This window comes from Bradyrhizobium sp. Kon56, from assembly GCF_055807635.1.
The window spans coordinates 1-17849 of the sequence record NZ_JBVVOU010000039.1 but is presented as its reverse complement, the minus strand read 5'-3'; the positions used below and the strand labels follow the sequence as shown (position 1 = coordinate 17849).

13 protein-coding genes are annotated in these 17849 nt (G+C 63.3%); 7 read left to right on the top strand and 6 right to left on the bottom strand.

Going from position 1 to position 17849, the window contains the following annotated elements; all coding sequences use genetic code 11:
- Nucleotides 1-28: 28 nt before the first annotated feature.
- The 4 genes from AC0L3B_RS34380 to AC0L3B_RS34365 form a co-directional block, all read right to left on the bottom strand.
- The gene (locus AC0L3B_RS34380; protein ID WP_018458181.1) at nt 29-550 is read right to left on the bottom strand and encodes a hypothetical protein; all 522 of its coding nucleotides are present in this window, start codon (nt 548-550) and stop codon (nt 29-31) included.
- Nucleotides 551-612: 62 nt separating this feature from the next.
- Nucleotides 613-1425 carry an MBL fold metallo-hydrolase gene (locus tag AC0L3B_RS34375; RefSeq protein ID WP_473381922.1) on the bottom strand — a complete coding sequence of 271 codons (813 nt, stop codon included), beginning with the start codon at nt 1423-1425 and terminating at the stop codon, nt 613-615.
- 121 nt (nt 1426-1546) lie between these two features.
- Complete coding sequence (locus tag AC0L3B_RS34370) at nt 1547-3073, bottom strand: permease (RefSeq protein ID WP_473381920.1); 1527 nt, start codon at nt 3071-3073, stop codon at nt 1547-1549.
- Nucleotides 3070-3819 carry an ABC transporter ATP-binding protein gene (locus tag AC0L3B_RS34365; protein ID WP_473381918.1) on the bottom strand — a complete coding sequence of 250 codons (750 nt, stop codon included), beginning with the start codon at nt 3817-3819 and terminating at the stop codon, nt 3070-3072. Before AC0L3B_RS34365 ends, AC0L3B_RS34370 begins: the two co-directional genes overlap by 4 nt.
- A gap of 263 nt (nt 3820-4082) precedes the next feature.
- Between AC0L3B_RS34365 and AC0L3B_RS34360 the strand changes: the two genes are divergently transcribed.
- The 6 genes from AC0L3B_RS34360 to AC0L3B_RS34335 all read left to right on the top strand — a co-directional run bounded on the left by AC0L3B_RS34360 (nt 4083) and on the right by AC0L3B_RS34335 (nt 10905).
- Nucleotides 4083-4958 (top strand): branched-chain amino acid ABC transporter permease, encoded by an 876-nt coding sequence (locus AC0L3B_RS34360; RefSeq protein WP_473381917.1) that lies wholly within the window; start codon nt 4083-4085, stop codon nt 4956-4958.
- Between the two features lie 4 nt (nt 4959-4962).
- Nucleotides 4963-6114 (top strand): branched-chain amino acid ABC transporter permease, encoded by a 1152-nt coding sequence (locus AC0L3B_RS34355; RefSeq protein ID WP_018458186.1) that lies wholly within the window; start codon nt 4963-4965, stop codon nt 6112-6114.
- Nucleotides 6111-6869, top strand: a complete 759-nt coding sequence (locus tag AC0L3B_RS34350; protein ID WP_018458187.1) for an ABC transporter ATP-binding protein — start codon at nt 6111-6113, stop codon at nt 6867-6869. The genes AC0L3B_RS34355 and AC0L3B_RS34350 overlap by 4 nt, the downstream gene beginning before the upstream one ends.
- 4 nt (nt 6870-6873) lie before the next feature.
- Nucleotides 6874-7662, top strand: coding sequence for an ABC transporter ATP-binding protein (locus AC0L3B_RS34345; RefSeq protein WP_085349342.1), 789 nt, complete (start codon nt 6874-6876; stop codon nt 7660-7662).
- Nucleotides 7663-7787: 125 nt separating this feature from the next.
- Nucleotides 7788-9626 carry an AMP-dependent synthetase/ligase gene (locus tag AC0L3B_RS34340; protein ID WP_204513224.1) on the top strand — a complete coding sequence of 613 codons (1839 nt, stop codon included), beginning with the start codon at nt 7788-7790 and terminating at the stop codon, nt 9624-9626.
- Between the two features lie 79 nt (nt 9627-9705).
- A complete protein-coding gene (locus AC0L3B_RS34335) occupies nt 9706-10905 on the top strand; it encodes an ABC transporter substrate-binding protein (RefSeq protein WP_026233521.1) in 1200 nt (399 codons plus the stop codon).
- A gap of 160 nt (nt 10906-11065) precedes the next feature.
- On the opposite strand, the gene AC0L3B_RS34330 is transcribed toward AC0L3B_RS34335, so the two are convergent.
- Both AC0L3B_RS34330 and AC0L3B_RS34325 read right to left on the bottom strand, forming a co-directional pair.
- Entirely contained in the window at nt 11066-12190 is a 1125-nt protein-coding gene (locus AC0L3B_RS34330; RefSeq protein ID WP_085349300.1) for a lysozyme inhibitor LprI family protein, read from the bottom strand.
- 99 nt (nt 12191-12289) lie between these two features.
- Nucleotides 12290-13021 carry a transglutaminase-like cysteine peptidase gene (locus AC0L3B_RS34325; protein ID WP_085349301.1) on the bottom strand — a complete coding sequence of 244 codons (732 nt, stop codon included), beginning with the start codon at nt 13019-13021 and terminating at the stop codon, nt 12290-12292.
- A gap of 620 nt (nt 13022-13641) precedes the next feature.
- Here AC0L3B_RS34325 and AC0L3B_RS34320 point away from each other — a divergent pair.
- Nucleotides 13642-17849, top strand: a 4208-nt coding sequence (locus tag AC0L3B_RS34320) for a beta strand repeat-containing protein (RefSeq protein ID WP_473381916.1), incomplete at its 3' end; no start/stop codon positions are given.

Here is a 17849-nt window from a genome sequence, read left to right as displayed (position 1 = left end):
CCGTCATCGCGGTACAGCGGCGCCGGCGTCAACCCTTGCGCCGCTTCGCCCTCACATCGACCACCAGCCGCCAATCGGTTGCGGTGGCCGGCTTGACCTCGCCGAGCCAGTGGAAGAAATCCTCGGTGACTTCCGTAAAACTCCAGCGCGTCAGGTCGCCAGCTTCGGTCGTGCCTTCCTGCACGATGTCGGCATCGCGTGGACGGCCGATCTGCTGGCGGAATATGCAGCGGCCGGGATCGAACCATGAAATCCGCCAGGCATCGATGGTCGGATCGTAGACCCGCAGCGTCGTGCCGTACCAATTGCCGGCGATCGGCAAGGCCGGGCTGCCGGCCGGGCGCGGAATGATCCAGACGTCTTGCACGGCGCGGCCCTCCAGCACCCAGCCGAAATGGATTTCGCCGGGCGCGGTGTGTTTCGTTCCATCGGGTCCATGGGCGGTGATCTCGGCGTCCCAATCGCCGACGAAGCGGCCATAAAGCTGGAGTGCCGCCGCGTGCTGGGGGTTCGGTCCGTCCGCGTGCAATAATCTCGCAAAGTCGGTCATGTCGATCTCCCTTTGCGGGAGATCAGCACGACCGGCCGGCAGCCGACTTGGAGAAAATTGCGTCACACCCCGTCGAGGATGATCACCGTCGGCTTCGACGGCAACGCATCTCGGGACATCCGGAAACTTCGTTCCATGCGCCGGTCGATCTCGAACTGCTGGCCGATGCGTTGCATGAAATCGTCGAGCGGGGTGGCGAAGCGGTGCATCGGCAGCACCACCGAGGCGCGCAGCCGCTTGGTGATCTCGGAGACGCCGTCGAGCGACATGGTGTAGGTGCCGTCGATCGGCACCATCACGATGTCGAGCCGCCCGATCTGGGCGAAGTGGCTGTCATAGAGCTTGTGGTGAAGATGGCCGAGATGGCCGATGCAGAGGCCCGCCACCTCGAAGATGAAGATGGAGTTGCCGTCACGGATCATGTCGGCGCCGGCATCGTCGCCGAAATAGCGACGGATGTCGGTCGTGACGTTGCGGATGAAGGTGTCGCCGATGCGCTCCGACACGATGGCCGGCTTGCCGTCCTCGCCCCAGCCATGCAGCACACGAGGAATGCGCTTGTCGGGATATAAAGAGTAGTGCGTGCTGTGGGCCCGGTTCATGGTGACGACATCGGGCAGCCGGCCCACCTGGTAGGCCCCGCTATAGTCGGTGGCGATGCGTAAGCCGCCCGGCGTGTCGATGAAATAGGTGGAATGGCCGGCATAGGTGATCTCGACCTCGGGCGCAGCCGCCGCCTGCCTGAACGCGACCGACATGAGGCGCGGCGCAGCATTCGCCATCGCCAAGCATTCGCTGCGCTGCGACTGCTGGGCGATGGCAGGTGAGAGGAATGCGCCGAACAGCGCCAGAGCGGCCGAAACCAGTCGTCGCATGAATTCATCCCCGATGACTTCAGGGGAAAGTCTAGCTTGCAATGCAGCGCGTGGCCAACAGCGCGCGATCAACAGCGCGTCAGTGTCGCACCGTCACGCCGCCCTATGATTCGCGCCTTTACTACTCCCGCCGCGGGCTGAACTTCCAGGTGAGGGCGACGAGGCTCGCGGTGATCAGGCTGCTGACGAGGCCGACGATGGGCAGCGTGAGCACCAGCGCGGCGCTGGCAGCCCAGCCGATCGAGGAGAACGCCTCGGCAAAGGTCGCAAGCCGCGACGAGGTCTGGCGGCGGCGGAATTGGCTGCGCCGGGCTTGCACCCGGAACCAGAGCTGGATTGCGGTGGCGGAGGCCGCACTGACGATGACCGCACCGGCGCTGACCGCGGCCTGGAACGCCGAGGCGAAAGCGAGCGCCGCGATCAGCGGGCAGAAGATGACGCCGATCGCGATCAGCACCACCTCTATCTTGGCGCGGATGACGCTGGACGGCGGCAATGGCGCGGTCGCAACCAGGTCGCGCGCGTCCTCGCCCGAGAGCGTCAGCCAGGCAAGCCCGCCGGCGAGTTGTCCCGCCGCCATGACGATGACGGGCGTGATCAGCGTCAGCGCCGCGGAGCTGTCGGCAAAGTTGCGCCAGAGCAGCAATGCCGGCGGCACCAGATAGAGCAGCTGCATCAGCGTCTGCGAGATCAGCCAGGGATCGCGCCAGAGCAGCGAAAATTCCTTGCGCCGTAGGGCATGCTGCCGCGATCCGCCGCGGAACGGGCGCTCCTTCGCGCTGCGACGGCCGGACGCGCCATAGGCGGCGGCATCGATCGCCGTGTCCGCAAAGCGGCCCGAGAAGATCGCCATGACGCCTCCGAGCAGCACGAGGCCGAGCGCCAGGAGCAGCAGCAGCGCTTCGGCATCCCCCATCGCCGCCCGCGCCGGCCACCACCAGATGCTGTCGGCATCGGGCGCGTAAGCGGCCAAGCTACCCGAGGTCAGGATGGTGAAGCGCGACAGCGTGCCGTAGGACATGATCGCCGCCACCTGGAGCGCGATCACGAAGCCGGCGCCGATGATGGCGGCGAGGATCTGGGCGACGAACCGTGTCCGCGCCGGACCGATCAGGCGGAACAGCAGGATGGTGACGGCGATCGCGATCGCTGCGGCCGACAGGCCCATCGCGACGACGACGCCGAACGCTGCAAGCCAGCGCGCGCCGCCCCCGAACACCAGCACGTCGATGAAGGGTGTCGAGAACAGCAGCGCCATCACCGTGATGGCGAGCGCGATCGCGGCGATGCGCACCGAGAACAGATTGGCCAGCGTCGCGGGTGAGGACATGATGAGGTCGAGATCGGCGCGTGCGTAGAACACCCGCGTCACCGATTCGATCGCCTGTGACAGCATCAGCGTCCAGGCCAGAAAAATTGTCGCCGAAATCACGATCAGCGAGGATTTGTCGAGCGGCAATTGCAGGTCGGCGAAGCGGCCGATCACCGCCCAGGCCGGGACGTGCAGCAGCGCCGCGAAGAACAGCAGGCCGATCACCGCGGCACGCGTTCGATTGCGCCGCCCGCCGGTCATCATGGCGAGCCATTCGCGCCAGGCGAGCCGGAGCTCGTGGCGGGCGAACCAGGACAGCGCGGTGGCCGAGCTCATGCGGCTTCCTGGAGGGTCACCAGCGCGATGAAGAGATCTTCCAGGCTGGTATCGGCGTGCCCGTTTTGCTGCCGGAGCTCAGTCAGCGTGCCCTCGGCAACCAGGCGGCCGGCTGCGATCACGCCGATGCGGTCGGCCATGCGTTCGGCGACCTCGAGGATATGCGTGGTCATGATGACGGTGCAGCCGGCGCGGACGCGCTCGCTCAGGAGTCCCTTGACATGGCGGGCGGAGACGGCGTCCAGTCCCGTCAGCGGCTCGTCGAGGATGATGAGGCGGGGATCGTGCACCAGGGCGCCGGCGAGGGCGACCTTCTGGCGCATGCCCTTGGAAAAGCCCTCGCAGCGTTCGTGCCGGTGCGGCTCGAGCCCGAGCGAGTTCAGGAGCTCCGCGGCGACCGGTTCCGAGGCCGATGGTGCGATGCCCCACAGACCGGCTATGAACTCGAGATATTCGAGCGGCGTGAGCTTGTCATAGATCATGGGCTCGTCGGAGACCCACGCCATCACCTGCTTGGCGGCGACGGGGTTTTGGAGCGCATCGATGCCGAAGATGGAGACCGAGCCGGCATCGGGCCGCAAAAGGCCTGCAACCATGCGCAAAGTGGTGGTCTTGCCGGCGCCGTTGGGGCCGACCAGCGCATAGAATTCGCCGGCATGGATGGTGAGATCGAGGTTATCGACCGCCAGACGGTCAAAACACTTCGTTAACCCCATGACTTCGAGCGCCGAGTCGTCCCGCTTCATCACGGCCACACCTTGCGGTTTTGCATCGCTCGCGACCATGCCCCGAAGATGTTTCGGCACCGTGAATCGCGCTGCCGCAAATTCCGTCATCCGGATTGGACTAATGGCAAGTCACCGTTTGTTGACAGCGCTTGGCGGTTCAGGCTGAATTGGTGAAGGGACGAATGGCGCGAACGCAGCGAAACGACTGCGTAGCGACTGAACACAAGATGCGGCAAGGCGGTCAGGAAGAACCGCCGGTTGTATCGGGAGGATGCGCGACGATGCTGGATTTCGTTCAGCAGCTGGTCAGCGGTGTTGCGCTCGGCTGCGTCTACGGCCTGATCGCGCTCGGCTTCGTGCTTGTCTACAAAGCCACCGAGGTCGTCAATTTCGCCCAGGGCGATTTGATGATGCTGGGCGGCTTCTTTTCCTTCACCTTCATCGGCATGATGGGGCTGAACTACTGGATCGGCTTTGCCGGTGCGGTGGCGGCGATGGCGCTGTTCGGCATGCTGGCCGAGCGCGTGGTGGTGCGGCCGATCCTCGGCTATCCGCAATTCTCCATCATCATGGCCACCATCGGGCTCGGCTATTTCCTGCGCTCGATCGCAGGCATGATCTGGGGGACCGATGATCTGAAGATCGAGACGCCGTTTAGCCAGGGCGTGCTGCGCATCGGCCCGCTGGTGCTCGCCTACGACAAGCTCTCGGTGATCGCGGCGACCATGATCCTGTGCACGCTGCTCTATCTGTTCTTCAACAAGACCACGCTCGGCACTGCGATGCGCGCCAGTTCCGAGAACATGCTCGCGGCCTATTACATGGGCATTCCGGTCAAGCGCGTGGTGTCGATCGTCTGGGCGATTAGCGCGGCGGTCGCGACCTGCGCCGGCGTGCTGCTGGCGCCGATCACCTTCATCCATTCTAATGTCGGCCTCGTGCTCGGCCTCAAGGCGTTTCCGGCCGCCGTGCTCGGCGGCTTCGGCTCGATCCCCGGCGCCGTGGTCGGCGGCGTCCTGATCGGCGTCATCGAGAGCATGGCGGGCTTCTATCTGGCCGAGGGCTGGAAGGACGTCGCGCCCTACATCGTGCTGCTCGCCGTGCTCTTGCTCAAGCCCGAAGGCCTGTTCGGCCTTCACGTCCGCAAGAAGGTCTGAACGCATGCGCTTCCTGTTCAAGACCGACTACGAGGACGACATCAGGCTGTTTCCGCATTCGGGCTATTACGTCTCATACGGTCTCCTGCTGGCCGTGCTGCTGATCGCGCCCTATGTGCTCTCCAGCTATCTGATGAGCCAGCTCGTCTTCGTCTGCATCTATGCGACCGTCGGCGTGGCGCTGCTGATCCTGACCGGTTTCACCGGGCAGGCCTCGCTCGGGCACGCGGCGTTCCTCGCGATCGGCGCCTACACGGCGGCGTACTTGCAGACGTACAACGTGCCGTTCCCGGTCTACTTCCTCGCCGCAGGCCTTCTGTCCGGTTGCATTGGCGCGTTGGTCGGCTTTCCCGCGCTGCGGCTCCAGGGCATCTACCTCGTCATCGCCACTATCTCCTTCGCCTTGATCGTCGAGGAGATCCTGGCGCGTTGGGAGAGCGTGACCCACGGCAACGAGGGCATGCGGGTGAAGACGCTGTCGCTGCTCGGCGTTGCGGTGCCGCGCGACAGCCCCACTTTCTATTTCCTCTGCCTCGCCGTGCTGGTGCTGACCATCGTCGGTACGCTCAATCTGCTGCGTTCGCCCACCGGGCGCGCCTTCGTCGCGATCCGCGACAGCGAGACCGCTGCGCGCAGCATGGGCGTCAATGTCGCGCTGTACAAGGTGAAGTCCTTTGCGATCTCCGCGGCGATCACCGGCTTCGCCGGCGTGTTGTTTGCGCACAAGCTCTCCTTCATCTCGCCGGAGATGTTCACGCTCCAACTCTCGATCGAGTTCATCATCGTAATCCTGATCGGCGGCACCTTCAGCCTGCACGGCGCGGTGCTGGGGGCAATCTTCATCGTGATGATCGATCCGTTCCTGACCTACCTCAAGGACGACATGCCCGGCATCATCGCCGGCATTGCAGCGACCTTCGGAGCGGGCACGCAAGCCGCAGCCAATGTCCAGTCCAAGGTCGCGGCCTTTGCCTCGCTCAACGGCCTGAAAGGCGCGATCTACGGCATCATCATCGTATTGTTCGTGCTGTTCGAGCCGCTCGGGCTTTACGGCCGCTGGCTCAAGATCAAACTCTTCTTCCAGCTGTTCCCGCTCTACAAGCGCGCCACCTTCAAGCGGCAGAAGATCTACGTGAAGTCGGAGCGCAACCGATGAGCTATTTTCGCGCCGAGAACTTGTCCCTGCATTTCGGTGGGCTGAAGGCCGTCGATGCGGTGTCGTTCGCGGTCGAGAAGGGCGAGATCCTCTCGATCATCGGGCCCAACGGTGCCGGCAAGAGCTCGATTTTCAACCTGATTTCGCGGATCTACCGCCCGACCTCGGGTCGCATCTTCTTCGAAGACCAGGACATCACGGAGCAGCCGCCCCACGACATCGCAAGGCTCGGCATCGCCCGCACGTTCCAGAACATCGAACTGTTCGAGAATGCGACGGTGTTGTCGAACCTGTTGGTCGGCCGCCACCGGCATTCGACCACGCAGCTTTGGCAGGAGCTGTTGTTCCTGCCGGGCGTGCGCGCCGACGAGAAGGTGCATCGCCGCAGGGTCGAACAGGTCATCGAATTCCTCGATCTCGAGCCCTACCGCGACAAGCTGATCTCGGGTCTGCCTTACGGCGTGCGCAAGGTGATCGAGCTGGCGCGCGCGCTGTGCTCGGAGCCGAAGCTGATCCTGCTCGACGAGCCGTCCTCCGGCCTCAACGTGGAGGAGACCGACGACATGTCGTTCTGGATCCGCGACCTGAAGAGCGAGCTCGGCGTCACCGTGCTCATGGTCGAGCACGATATGTCGCTGGTCAACCGCGTCTCCGACCGCGTCATCGCGCTGAACTACGGCAGGGTGCTGGCGATGGGCTCGCCGGCCGAAGTGCAGCAGCACCCCGATGTCGTCGCCGCCTATCTGGGAGCCTGACGCGATGGATGCCGTGGCGACACCAGATATCATCCTGAAACTCTCCAACATCGAGAGCTATTACGGGCCGATCATGGCGATCCGCGGCATCTCGCTCGAAGTGCCGCGCGGCCGCATCGTCACGCTGCTGGGCGCCAACGGCGCCGGCAAGACGACGGTGCTGAAGACGATCTCGGGCATTCTCGATCCGCAGAAGGGCGCCATCGAGTTCATGGGCAAGTCGATCCAGCGCATGGAGGCGGACAGGATCGTGCGGCTGGGCCTCAGCCACGTGCCGGAGGGACGCGAGGTGTTCCCGTTCCTGTCCGTGCGCGAGAACCTGATGATGGGGGCCTATCCGCGCAAGGATCGTAACGGCGTTGCGGACGATCTGGAGCGCGTCTACGGCTATTTCCCGCGGCTGAAGGAGCGCATCAACCAGCCGGCCGGACAGCTCTCCGGCGGCGAGCAGCAGATGCTCGCGATCGGCCGCGCGTTGATGAACCGGCCGACTCTGTTGCTGCTCGACGAGCCCTCGCTCGGGCTGTCGCCGATCCTGGTGAAGGAAATCTTCGCGATCATCCGTCGCGTCAATGAGGAGCAGGGCATGTCGATCCTGCTGGTCGAGCAGAACGCCAAGGTGGCGCTGGAGACGGCGCATTATGGCTATGTACTGGAGATCGGCCGGATCGTGATGAACGACAGCTGCGACCGTTTGATGCATTCGAAGGACATCCAGGAATTCTATCTTGGCGCCAAGGAAGCGGGCGCACGAGGCGAGCGGCGCTGGAAAAAGAAGAAGACTTGGCGTTAGAGGAAGACTTGGCGTTAAGGGAAGACTTGGCGTTAGAAAAAGCCTTAAATACCAATGCCCATCCGCCAATATAGACCGCCGGCAAGGCAGGCAGCGGAGGGGAACGCGACAGGGAGGAGACGTGCATGGCCCGACCGGCGGTGCTGACGGTCGCTGACACGATCGCGAAAAGCTTTTTGCGCGCCGCGGAGACGCGCGGCGACAGGCCGGCTATACGCGAGAAGAAATTCGGGATCTGGCAGCCGACCAGCTGGCGCGAATGGCTGGAGATCTCGAAGGAGGTCGCCTACGCGCTGCATGCCATCGGCGTCAGGCCTGGCGACGTTGCTTCCATCATCGCCAACGCCGTGCCGGAATGGGTCCATGTCGACATGGGCATTCTGTGCGCCGGCGGCGTCTCTTCCGGGATCTATCCGACCGATGCCTCATCCCAGGTCGAATATCTCGTCAACGATTCCCGGACGAAGGTGATCTTCGCCGAGGACGAGGAGCAACTCGACAAGATCCTGGCCTGTCGCGCACGCTGCCCGTCTCTGCGAAGGATCATCGTGTTCGACATGGAGGGCCTCAGCGGCTTCTCCGATGAGATGGTGATGTCGCTCGACGAGTTTCGCGCGCTGGGGCGCAACCACATGGCCGGCCGCGAGGCGCTGTGGCAGGAGATGGTCGACAGTCGTAGCGCAAGCGATCTCGCGGTCCTCGTCTATACATCCGGCACCACGGGTCCGCCCAAGGGCGCCATGCACGCCAACCGTAGCGTCACGCACCAGATGCGGCACGCCAACGATTTCATTCCGGCGCGCGAGAACGAGGACCGGCTGATCTTCCTGCCGCTTTGCCACGTCGCCGAACGGATCGGCGGCTATTACATCTCGGTCGCGCTTGGCTCGGTGATGAATTTTGCCGAGAGTCCGGAGACTGTGCCGGACAATCTGCGCGAGGTGCAGCCGACCATCTTCCTCGCGGTGCCGCGGATCTGGGAGAAATTCTATTCCGCGATCACCATCGCGCTGAAGGATGCGACGCCGTTGCAGCAATGGGTCTACCGCCGCGCCATCGACATCGGCTATCGCATGGTCGATTGCAGGATTGAAGGCAAGCCGCCGCCGCTGCCGTTGCGCCTCGCCAACGGCATCGCTTACCGGCTCGTCTTCCGCAACATCCGACGCATGATCGGGCTCGACCGTTGCCGCATCGCCTTCACCGGCGCGGCGCCAATCGCGCCGGAGCTGATCCGCTGGTATCTCGCGCTCGGCATCGACATTCACGAGGTCTACGGCCAGACCGAGAATTGCGGGGTCGCCACCATGATGCCGGCGGAGCGGATCAAGCTCGGCTCGGTAGGCAAGGCGGTTTCCTGGGGCGAAGTCGCGCTGTCACCCGAGGGGGAAATCCTGATCAGGGGCGACTTCCTGTTCATGGGCTACCTGAACCAGCCGGAGAGGACAGCCGAGACCATCGACCATCGCGGTTGGCTGCATACCGGCGACGTCGGCACCATCGACAATGAGGGCTTCGTCCGCATCACCGACCGGATGAAGGACATCATCATCACCTCGGGCGGCAAGAACGTCACGCCGTCCGAGATCGAGAATCAGCTGAAATTCTCGCCCTACATCTCGGATTCCGTGGTGATCGGCGACAAGCGGCCATACCTCACCTGCCTCGTGATGATCGACCAGGAGAATGTCGAGAAATTCGCGCAGGACCACGACATCCCCTTCACCAATTATGCCAGCCTGTGCCGCGCGGCGGAGATCCAGGACCTGATCTGGCGCGAAATCGAAACGGTCAATGCCAATTTCGCCCGCGTCGAGACCATCAAGAGATTCTATCTGATCGAACGCCAGCTCACCCCGGAGGACGAAGAGCTGACGCCAACCATGAAGCTGAAGCGCGGCTTCGTGAACAAGCGTTATGCCGCCGAGATCGACGCGATGTATCCGGCGCGGGCGGTGGCTTGAACAATCTTGTTTGAATAACAGCGAAGGAGTGAAGGCCCCACCCTTCGCATCATAAGGGCCCCAAGGAGAGGAGACTTCAATGTCGAGATCGTTGAAAACGTTCGGCTTTGCGGCAGGCGCGGTGGTGCTCACCTGTCTGCCTGCCGCGGCGCAGACCAAGGTCACCAATGAGGGCATCTCGGCCTCCGAGATCGTCATCGGCACCCATCAGGATCTGTCGGGGCCGATCAAGGGCTGGGGTGTGCCAGTCTCGAACGGCATGAAGATGGCGGTCGAGGAGATCAACGCCGCCGGCGGCGTCCAGGGGCGAAAGATTCGGCTTGTGGTCGAGGACAGCGGCTACGATCCGAAGAAGGCCGTGCTCGCGTCGCAGAAGCTGATCGAGCGCGACAAGATCTTCGCGATGGTGGGGCCAATGGGCTCGCCGACCGTGCTGGCGGCGCAGGATATCCTGCTCGACGCCGGCGTGCTTCAGCTCTTCCCGCTGACGGCGGCGGAGTTCACGTTCAAGTTCGATCCCGCCAAGCCGCAGGAGCGGCTGAAGTTCAACAATCTGCTGCCCTATGTCGAGAGTACGCGGGCGGCGCTGAAATACATGATGGAGTGGAAGAACTTCAAGAAACCCTGCATCATGCATCAGGACGACGAGTACGGGAAGAACGTGCTCGACGGCTTCAACCAGCAGCTTACTGCCATGAAGGTGCAGCCGGCCTCGATCACGAGCTACAAGCGCGGTGCCTCCGACTTCAGCGCGCAGATCGCCAAGATGAAGTCCGACAGCTGCGACCTCGTTGTGCTCGGCGCTGTGCTCCGTGAGCCCATCGGCGCGATGACGGAAGCCAAGAAGCTCGGCTGGGAGGTCACCTTTCTCGGCGCGACGCCGACCAACGTGATGGAGGTGCCCATGCTCGGCAAGGAGGCGGTCGAAGGCCTCTATGCTGCGTCCGGATTCGAGATTCCCTACGAGGACACCGCAAAGGGCAAGGTGAAGGACTGGCTGGTCAACTACAAGAAGATGTTCAGCACCGATGCCAACACGCAGGCCATCATTGGCTACAATGCGGTGATGACGTTCGCGTTTTACGCCAACAAGGCGGGCAAGGATCTGACCGGCCAGAAGATGCTGGACGCGCTGGAATCGGGCGACAAGTTCCTCGACATCTTCAACTCGCCGCCGACCAAATTCTCCAAGACCGACCACCTCGCCAACACCATCACCCAGGTGCAGCAGGTCAAGGGCGGCCGCTGGGTTCTGGTGAAGGACAATCTGATGTTTTGATTTCTTCGCCTCTTCCCGCATGCGGGGAGAGGCGGGAATTTGCGCAGCAAATCCGGGTGAGGGGGCTCTCCCAAGAATCTAACTGTCACCGGGTTCGCTGAAGTAGCCGCTCACCCCAACCCTCTCCCTGCGAAGAGCGGGAGAGGGAGAGCACACAGCCCTACGATCCTCCACCCGCGGTGCCTGAATTCACCGGGGCCAGTTCGTCTTCCCGGCAGCGCCAGCCATCGGCGGCTTTGACAAATGCAAACGTGCGCTGGATCCGCAGGCGGCGTGTGACGTTGAAGGCGTCCGTGGAGCGCTCCTTGTTGCCGACGCCGGGCTGCGGACGACCCGTTCTGGCATCCCAGCAGGTGCCCGTACAGGTCGTGGCGATCTTGCTGCAGGTGGCGAAGGGCGCCAGCACGGCCATCTCGATCTCGCCCGTGACCTGCGCCTCCTGCTCGCCCACCTGGCTGTCGAGTGCGTAGACGCGGTTGATGCGGAGGAAGTTGCCGCAGGAATTGGCCGCGTGGATTCGCGCGGCGCAGAAATCGACGGCATCGGTGTCGGGCGAGTGGGCTGCGACCTGCCGGCCGAACACCTTCTTCGGATCGCCTTTCGCCGTGCCAATCTCGTCAGCCTTGTGCTTCAGATAGCCGGCGAGACAGTCCTCCGCGGACTCGAGCTCCCCGAGCGGCACGTTCTCCTTGCCAACCAGATTGCATTTGCGATCGCGCTCCCGCGTCCACCGGCCGTATTCGGCGAAGGCAAAGCGCGCCGCGGTCGGATCGAGCTTGCCGATCAGGCCGAGAACCTGGCTGTTCAACTCAGTCTCGGCCAGCGCCAGCGACGGGTCCGCACAGATCAGCGCGCCCGCGGCGGTGTTGGCGGCGAGACAGTCGAAATCCGGATCGCGTACGATCGCTGCGCGCTCATCGGTCACCTTGAGAAGACATGCCTTCACCCGGTCGAAATCTTCGGCGCGGATCGCGGTCTGGCCGACGATGCCGCAACCGAGATTGCGCTGGCGGATCCAGATCGCGTTCTCCTCGATCCCAGGCAGGCGATCGGGCAGGCGGGCAAGCCGCGCCTCGATTCCCGTGCTCAGCTTCTCGGCGGCGGCGGCAAGCTCGGCATCACCGCAGAACAATTGATTGCCGGGATCGCGGATCTGCTGGCAGTTGTTCTTGGCAAACAGCGGCAGCCTGTCGGCGACGGAGCGGTCGGACGGGCTGGATTGCGCGAAGCCTGGAGCCGCCGGCAAGGCCAGCAGCGCAAGCATAGTCAGCACGATGAACCGCATTCCAGTCGCCCCCGCATAGCCGCGGGCATGCTAGCGTCCCGAATCGCGCGGCGAAATGGCTTTGTGGGGTAAGCGTACTTTTTACCGGCTACAACAAGATCAACGCGCCTCGGCGGCGATCATCGAGAACCGCACGGGCTCGTCGACATATTTCAACACGGCCGACTGGTAGAGCACGAACAGCGGCTGGTAGCTACGTGCAGCGTCGTCCTCGACCATTGCCATGCGACGGTTGTCGAGCATCAGCCAGTGGCCGTCGAGCCGTGCAGCGGCAATCGCATGCTCTTCGCCGGCCCTGAGGTCGCGCACCACGACGATGCGGATATCTTCGGCGGCAATGCCCGCGAGCTTAAGAGCGGCGAGCTTGGCAATGGCATAGTCCTCGCAATCCCCGGCGCCACGCGCGAAGGTCGCGAGCGGCGAGCTCCAGACGTCCTCAGAACCGTCATCGGCGGCGCGGATGCCGAGGTTGATGGCGCGATTGGTTTCGCCCAGCCGGGCGCGGCCGTCACGGCTGCGGGCCTGGTCGACGATCGCGAGCAGTTTCAGCGCAGCGGGCGAAGCGCAATTGTTCCGGTCGCCGTCGCACAGCGCGAGCTGCACCATGTCATCGTCGAGCCTGGACCTCAGCGCGAGCCATTTCTCTTGCAGGCTGCCGGCTGAGATGGCGAAGGCGAACACGCCGAACGGCTCGGCGGATTTACGCACGAGGACGCCGGCTCCCGGCGATAGTAGCGTGCCAGCGCGAAGCTCGGCGGCCGATCCGAGTAGGATCAATCCGCACAGCACAAGGATAGCGCGCCAAGCGCGCGAACGAGCAGCGGTCTCCATCTGACATCCCCTTCCGGCTTCGCCAGGTCCCCCTCGACCTGCACGTGCCGGGCTTTGTTGCTTTCGCGGAGATAGTGCGAGGCGGGCGGTTTTGTTCTGCTTAACGCGCCCGGCTGGGGTCCCAAAACCGGGCAACAGGCTGAAACGGGCCTGCTCATATTGCGTAAAATTTTACGATTCGCCCGCTAGGAGGGCGGCGGTTGCCGCGAAGAGGGACCAATCGCAGGCGGAAGTTGTCGTGGAACTGATTCTGCGCCCTATGGCTAACGGTTGGCTATTTCGCAAGTTCTGTTAGCTGGATCACAGATTTGGCCCCGTATTTGCCGCAGGGTGGTGCGGGGCACCACGAACAAAAGATGACAGAAGTATCTATTGCCAGATTTCTGCAATAGAATACATGAGGTTACTGAAAATGAGCGAAAATAAGCGCTACTTTACTTATGAGTATTTGAAAGATTACTTTGGCTTCCCTGCAGGTGCCCAGCCGTCCGAGAGCATCGACCGCTTGGTGATGCGAAATCACACAAGCAATAGGTGGTTTCGCTAAGGACTTGGTAATGATATGCAAGTTTAGGCAAGCGATACTTACTTAGATTTTAACTCCTTTTTTGGTGCCCGGATTGAATTACGCTGGCAAATTTGACGCCGCGATTTCCTTGGACGGCTTGGGTTCCCGATCGCCCGCCGATGGCCATGTCGATTCCTTTACTGCGAAGGCACACGGCCACGTGCCCAATGGCGCATTCGTGGTTCCCGACCCGAACCTGATCTTCAACGGCGATTTCAAGCGCGCCGGTCTCGATCTCGTGCTGTCTCATGATGGGCACGATTTCGTCGTTCACGATTATTTCAGGGGCGACAAGCGCGCGGCGATCGCCTCGCCCGACGGCGCGCACCTCACCGGCGACGTCGTCAACGCACTCACCGGCCATGTGCAATACGCGCAGGCCGCCTCAGGCATTGCCGCCGCGCAGGTCATCGGCCACGTCACCAAGCTCTCCGGCAGCGCGACCGCGGTCCGTAACGGCGTCTCCGTCATCCTGAACAATGGCGACAACGTCGAGAAGGGCGACGTGGTCTCGACCGGCGGCGACTCGACGCTCGGCATTACGTTCATCGACGGCACGGTGTTCGGCCTGTCCTCCAATGCGCGGATGGTGCTGAACGATATGGTCTACGACCCCAACGGGTCGAACAATTCCTCTCTGCTCAGTCTGGTCGCAGGCACCATCACTTTCGTTGCCGGTGAGACCGCTAAGCACGGCGACATGAAGGTCGACACGCCGGTCGCCACCATGGGCATCCGCGGTACGGCGGTGCTGAGCCAGATCAACTTCGTCGTTCCCGCTGGCGGCGGCGATCCGCAGCCGCAGGCAAGCTTCCAGGTGCTGGTCGAGCCGAACGGCACGACGGGCTCCTACATCCTGTTCGACAAGGTCACGCTGCTGCCGATCGCGACGGTCAACCAGGCCGGCCAGATGATCCAGATCAGCGGCGGCAACGTCTCGATCTCCAATGCGCTGATGTCGCCGGACATCCAGAAGCTGATCACGGACGTGTTCACGCTGAAGTTCACGGACAACAACAGCAACACCAAGCTGACCCAGAACTTCACCGACTCGATCACGCAGACCGGCAACATTGTCTTCATCAAGACGGATACCGGTGCCACCGCGACCGCGACCTTCACGCATCTCCCTGAGCCGGGATCGCAGGGGACCGGCCATAATCCGTCGACCAGCACCCGCATTCCCGGCCCGCCCGTTCGTCAAAGCCTCGATCTCAACGGCAATGTGAAGACGGCGTTCGAGATGATCGAGCGCGCGGGCACGACCGGCGACACAACTCATTACGATACCATCTCCGGTCGCATCACCTTCGTCGATCAAAACCTGGCCGATCTGCCAACGGTGAGCATAGACCTCGGCGATGCGCCGAACTTTGTCTACAAGAACGCCGGCCAGCAGGATGTCACCGGCGCGCTCTCTGCACTCCAGAAGCAGGACATCGCGGCAACGCAGATCCAGCTCAGCGTGGCCGCAGCCGCCGGTAACAACAACAACGGCTCGGCGGTCTGGACCTACACGATTCCCGACCACGTCTTCGACTTCCTCGCGGCGGGCGAAACGTTGACGCTGACCTACAAGGTCCGCGTCAACAATAATTTCTCGGTCAATCCCGAAACGTCGACCATCGACATCACCATCACGATCACCGGCACCAACGACAAGCCGGTGATCACCACCAGCGTTCCGACCATCATCTTCGAAGGCGGCACCAGCGTGCCGGGTGGCCCGCTCACCAGCGATGTTCCCACGTCGGGCACGCTGAGCTTCGACGACGTCGATCTCACCGACAAGCATACGGTGTCGGTGGCGTTGAGCAGCGCGACCCTGCCTGACGGCACCGTTCCGCCGGGGCCGCTTGCGGCGTTCCAGAGCGCGATGTCGGTCGCGATCGCGGCGGGCGCCGATAGCACCGGAGACGGCACCGGCACCATCAACTGGTCGCTGGCTGACCTGCCGGTCTATCTCGCCGACTTCATCCCCAAGGGTGAGGTGCTGACGCTGGTCTACACCGTGACGCTCAAGGACGCGCAAGGCGCCACCTCGCAGCAGACCATCACCGTCACGATCACCGGCACCGACGCTCCCGCCGTGGTGTGGATCGCGACCGACAAGCCCGGCGCTCCCTCGGGCGGCTTCTGGAAGGATGCGGCCAACTGGGCAACCGGCACGGTCCCGACCATCAATGACGACGTCATCGTCATCACCGACCAGCTGCATGGGCTGACGCCGTCCTATCCGGTGACGATCGACACGGCAGCCTTTGCCAAGTCGATCACGATGAACGACTACGACACCGCGGTCGGCCACAAGGCGCCGGAAGTCATCAACAAGAGTGCGTTGACGATTGCGGGCGAGATCAGCCTCAAGGCCGATTCGAAGCTCACCAATTTCACGGCAAGCACGATCTCGGTTGGTGGCAAGGCTGAGTTCCTGGACAGCAGCGTCCTCACCAATGCCGGCTACCTGACGCTCAAGGGCGGCGGCGATTTCGCCAACGGCACCACAATCACCAATTCCGGCACGATCGAGCTGTTCGGCGGCACGCTGAAGACGCTCGCCGGAATTAACAATGCCGGCGGCACGCTGAAGGCCGATGCCGGCACGACGCTGATCGTCGACACCGCCACCATCAGCGGCGGCACGGTCACCATCGCCGGCACGCTGGAACTCGACGGCAGCAGCGTCCTCAAGAACGGCACGCTGAACAATTCAGGGGCGGTCAACGTCAAGGGCACGGCGGATTTCGCCCACGAGACCGTCGCAAACACGTCCGGCGGCACGATCAAGGTGCTGGCGAATGGCTGGCTGACGATCGACCAGGGCTCCGGCGTCGCCAACACCGGCAACGTCACGGTGGACGCCACCGGCAAGCTGACGGTCAACGGCGCCACGATCAGCGGCACCGGCACGGTCACCGGCAACGGTGAGATTGATCTCACCGGCGCTGCGGTGCTGAGCGGCAGCATCCTGAACAACAACGCGGTCTTTAAGGTCAGCGGCACCGGCAACGTGCTGGACCACGAGACGGTCACGAATGCGAGCACCGGCACGATCGAAGTGCTGGCGAACGGCGCGCTGACGATCGACCAGGGCTCGACGGTCGCGAATGCCGGTAACGTCACGGTCGATGCCAACGGCAAGCTGACAGTCAATGGCGCCACGCTCAACGGTGCCGGGACTGTCACCGGCAACGGCGAGATCGACCTGACCGGCGCTGCCGTGCTGAGCGGCGGCATCCTAAACAACAACGCGGCCTTCAAGGTCAGCGGCAGCGGCAACGCGCTGGACCACGAAACGATCACGAATGCGACGACCGGCACGATCGAAGTGCTAGCGAACGGCGCGCTGACGATCGACCAGGGCTCGACGGTTGCGAATGCCGGCAACGTCACGGTCGATGCCAACGGCAAGCTGACGGTGAACGGCGCCACGATCAATGGTGCCGGTACGGTCACCAGCAATGGCGAGATCGATCTGACCGGCGGCGCGGTTCTGAGCGGCGGCATCCTGAACAACAATGCGGCCTTCAAGGTCAGCGGCACCGGCAACGCGCTCGACCATGAGACGATCACGAATGCGAGCACCGGCACGATCGAGGTGCTGGCGAACGGCACGCTGACGATCGACCAGGGCTCGACTGTCGCGAATGCCGGCAACGTCACGATCGATTCCGCTGGCAAGCTGACAGTTAACGGCGCCACGATCAGCGGTACCGGGACTGTCACGGGCAATGGCGAGATCGATTTGACCGGCGCTGCGGTGCTGAGCGGCGGCATCCTGAACAACAACGCGGCCTTCAAGGTCAGCGGCACGGGTAACGCGCTAGACCATGGAACAATCACGAACGCGGGCACCGGCACGATCGAAGTGCTGGCGAACGGTGCGCTGACGATCGACCAGGGCTCGACGGTCGCGAATGCCGGTAACGTCACGGTCGATGCCAACGGCAAGCTGACGGTCAACGGGGCGACGATCAACGGCACCGGCACGGTCACCGGCAATGGCGAGATCGATTTGACCGGCGCTGCGGTGCTGAGCGGTGGCATCCTGAACAACAACGCGGCCTTCAAGGTCAGCGGCACCGGCAACGCGCTGGACCACGAGACGGTCACGAACGCGAGCACCGGTACGATCGAAGTGCTGGCGAACGGTGCGCTGACGATCGACCAGGGCTCGACGGTTGCGAATGCCGGTAACGTCACGGTCGATGCCAACGGCAAGCTGACGGTCAACGGGGCGACGATCAACGGCACCGGCAC

What these genes read in the sequence shown, in the direction of transcription:
- AC0L3B_RS34380 (WP_018458181.1), bottom strand. Translation starts at nt 550, where the DNA reads ATGACCGACTTTGCGAGATTATTGCACGCGGACGGACCGAACCCCCAG.
- AC0L3B_RS34375 (WP_473381922.1), bottom strand. Translation starts at nt 1,425, where the DNA reads ATGCGACGACTGGTTTCGGCCGCTCTGGCGCTGTTCGGCGCATTCCTC.
- AC0L3B_RS34370 (WP_473381920.1), bottom strand. Translation starts at nt 3,073, where the DNA reads ATGAGCTCGGCCACCGCGCTGTCCTGGTTCGCCCGCCACGAGCTCCGG.
- AC0L3B_RS34365 (WP_473381918.1), bottom strand. Translation starts at nt 3,819, where the DNA reads ATGAAGCGGGACGACTCGGCGCTCGAAGTCATGGGGTTAACGAAGTGT.
- AC0L3B_RS34360 (WP_473381917.1), top strand. Translation starts at nt 4,083, where the DNA reads ATGCTGGATTTCGTTCAGCAGCTGGTCAGCGGTGTTGCGCTCGGCTGC.
- AC0L3B_RS34355 (WP_018458186.1), top strand. Translation starts at nt 4,963, where the DNA reads ATGCGCTTCCTGTTCAAGACCGACTACGAGGACGACATCAGGCTGTTT.
- AC0L3B_RS34350 (WP_018458187.1), top strand. Translation starts at nt 6,111, where the DNA reads ATGAGCTATTTTCGCGCCGAGAACTTGTCCCTGCATTTCGGTGGGCTG.
- AC0L3B_RS34345 (WP_085349342.1), top strand. Translation starts at nt 6,874, where the DNA reads ATGGATGCCGTGGCGACACCAGATATCATCCTGAAACTCTCCAACATC.
- AC0L3B_RS34340 (WP_204513224.1), top strand. Translation starts at nt 7,788, where the DNA reads ATGGCCCGACCGGCGGTGCTGACGGTCGCTGACACGATCGCGAAAAGC.
- AC0L3B_RS34335 (WP_026233521.1), top strand. Translation starts at nt 9,706, where the DNA reads ATGTCGAGATCGTTGAAAACGTTCGGCTTTGCGGCAGGCGCGGTGGTG.
- AC0L3B_RS34330 (WP_085349300.1), bottom strand. Translation starts at nt 12,190, where the DNA reads ATGCGGTTCATCGTGCTGACTATGCTTGCGCTGCTGGCCTTGCCGGCG.
- AC0L3B_RS34325 (WP_085349301.1), bottom strand. Translation starts at nt 13,021, where the DNA reads ATGGAGACCGCTGCTCGTTCGCGCGCTTGGCGCGCTATCCTTGTGCTG.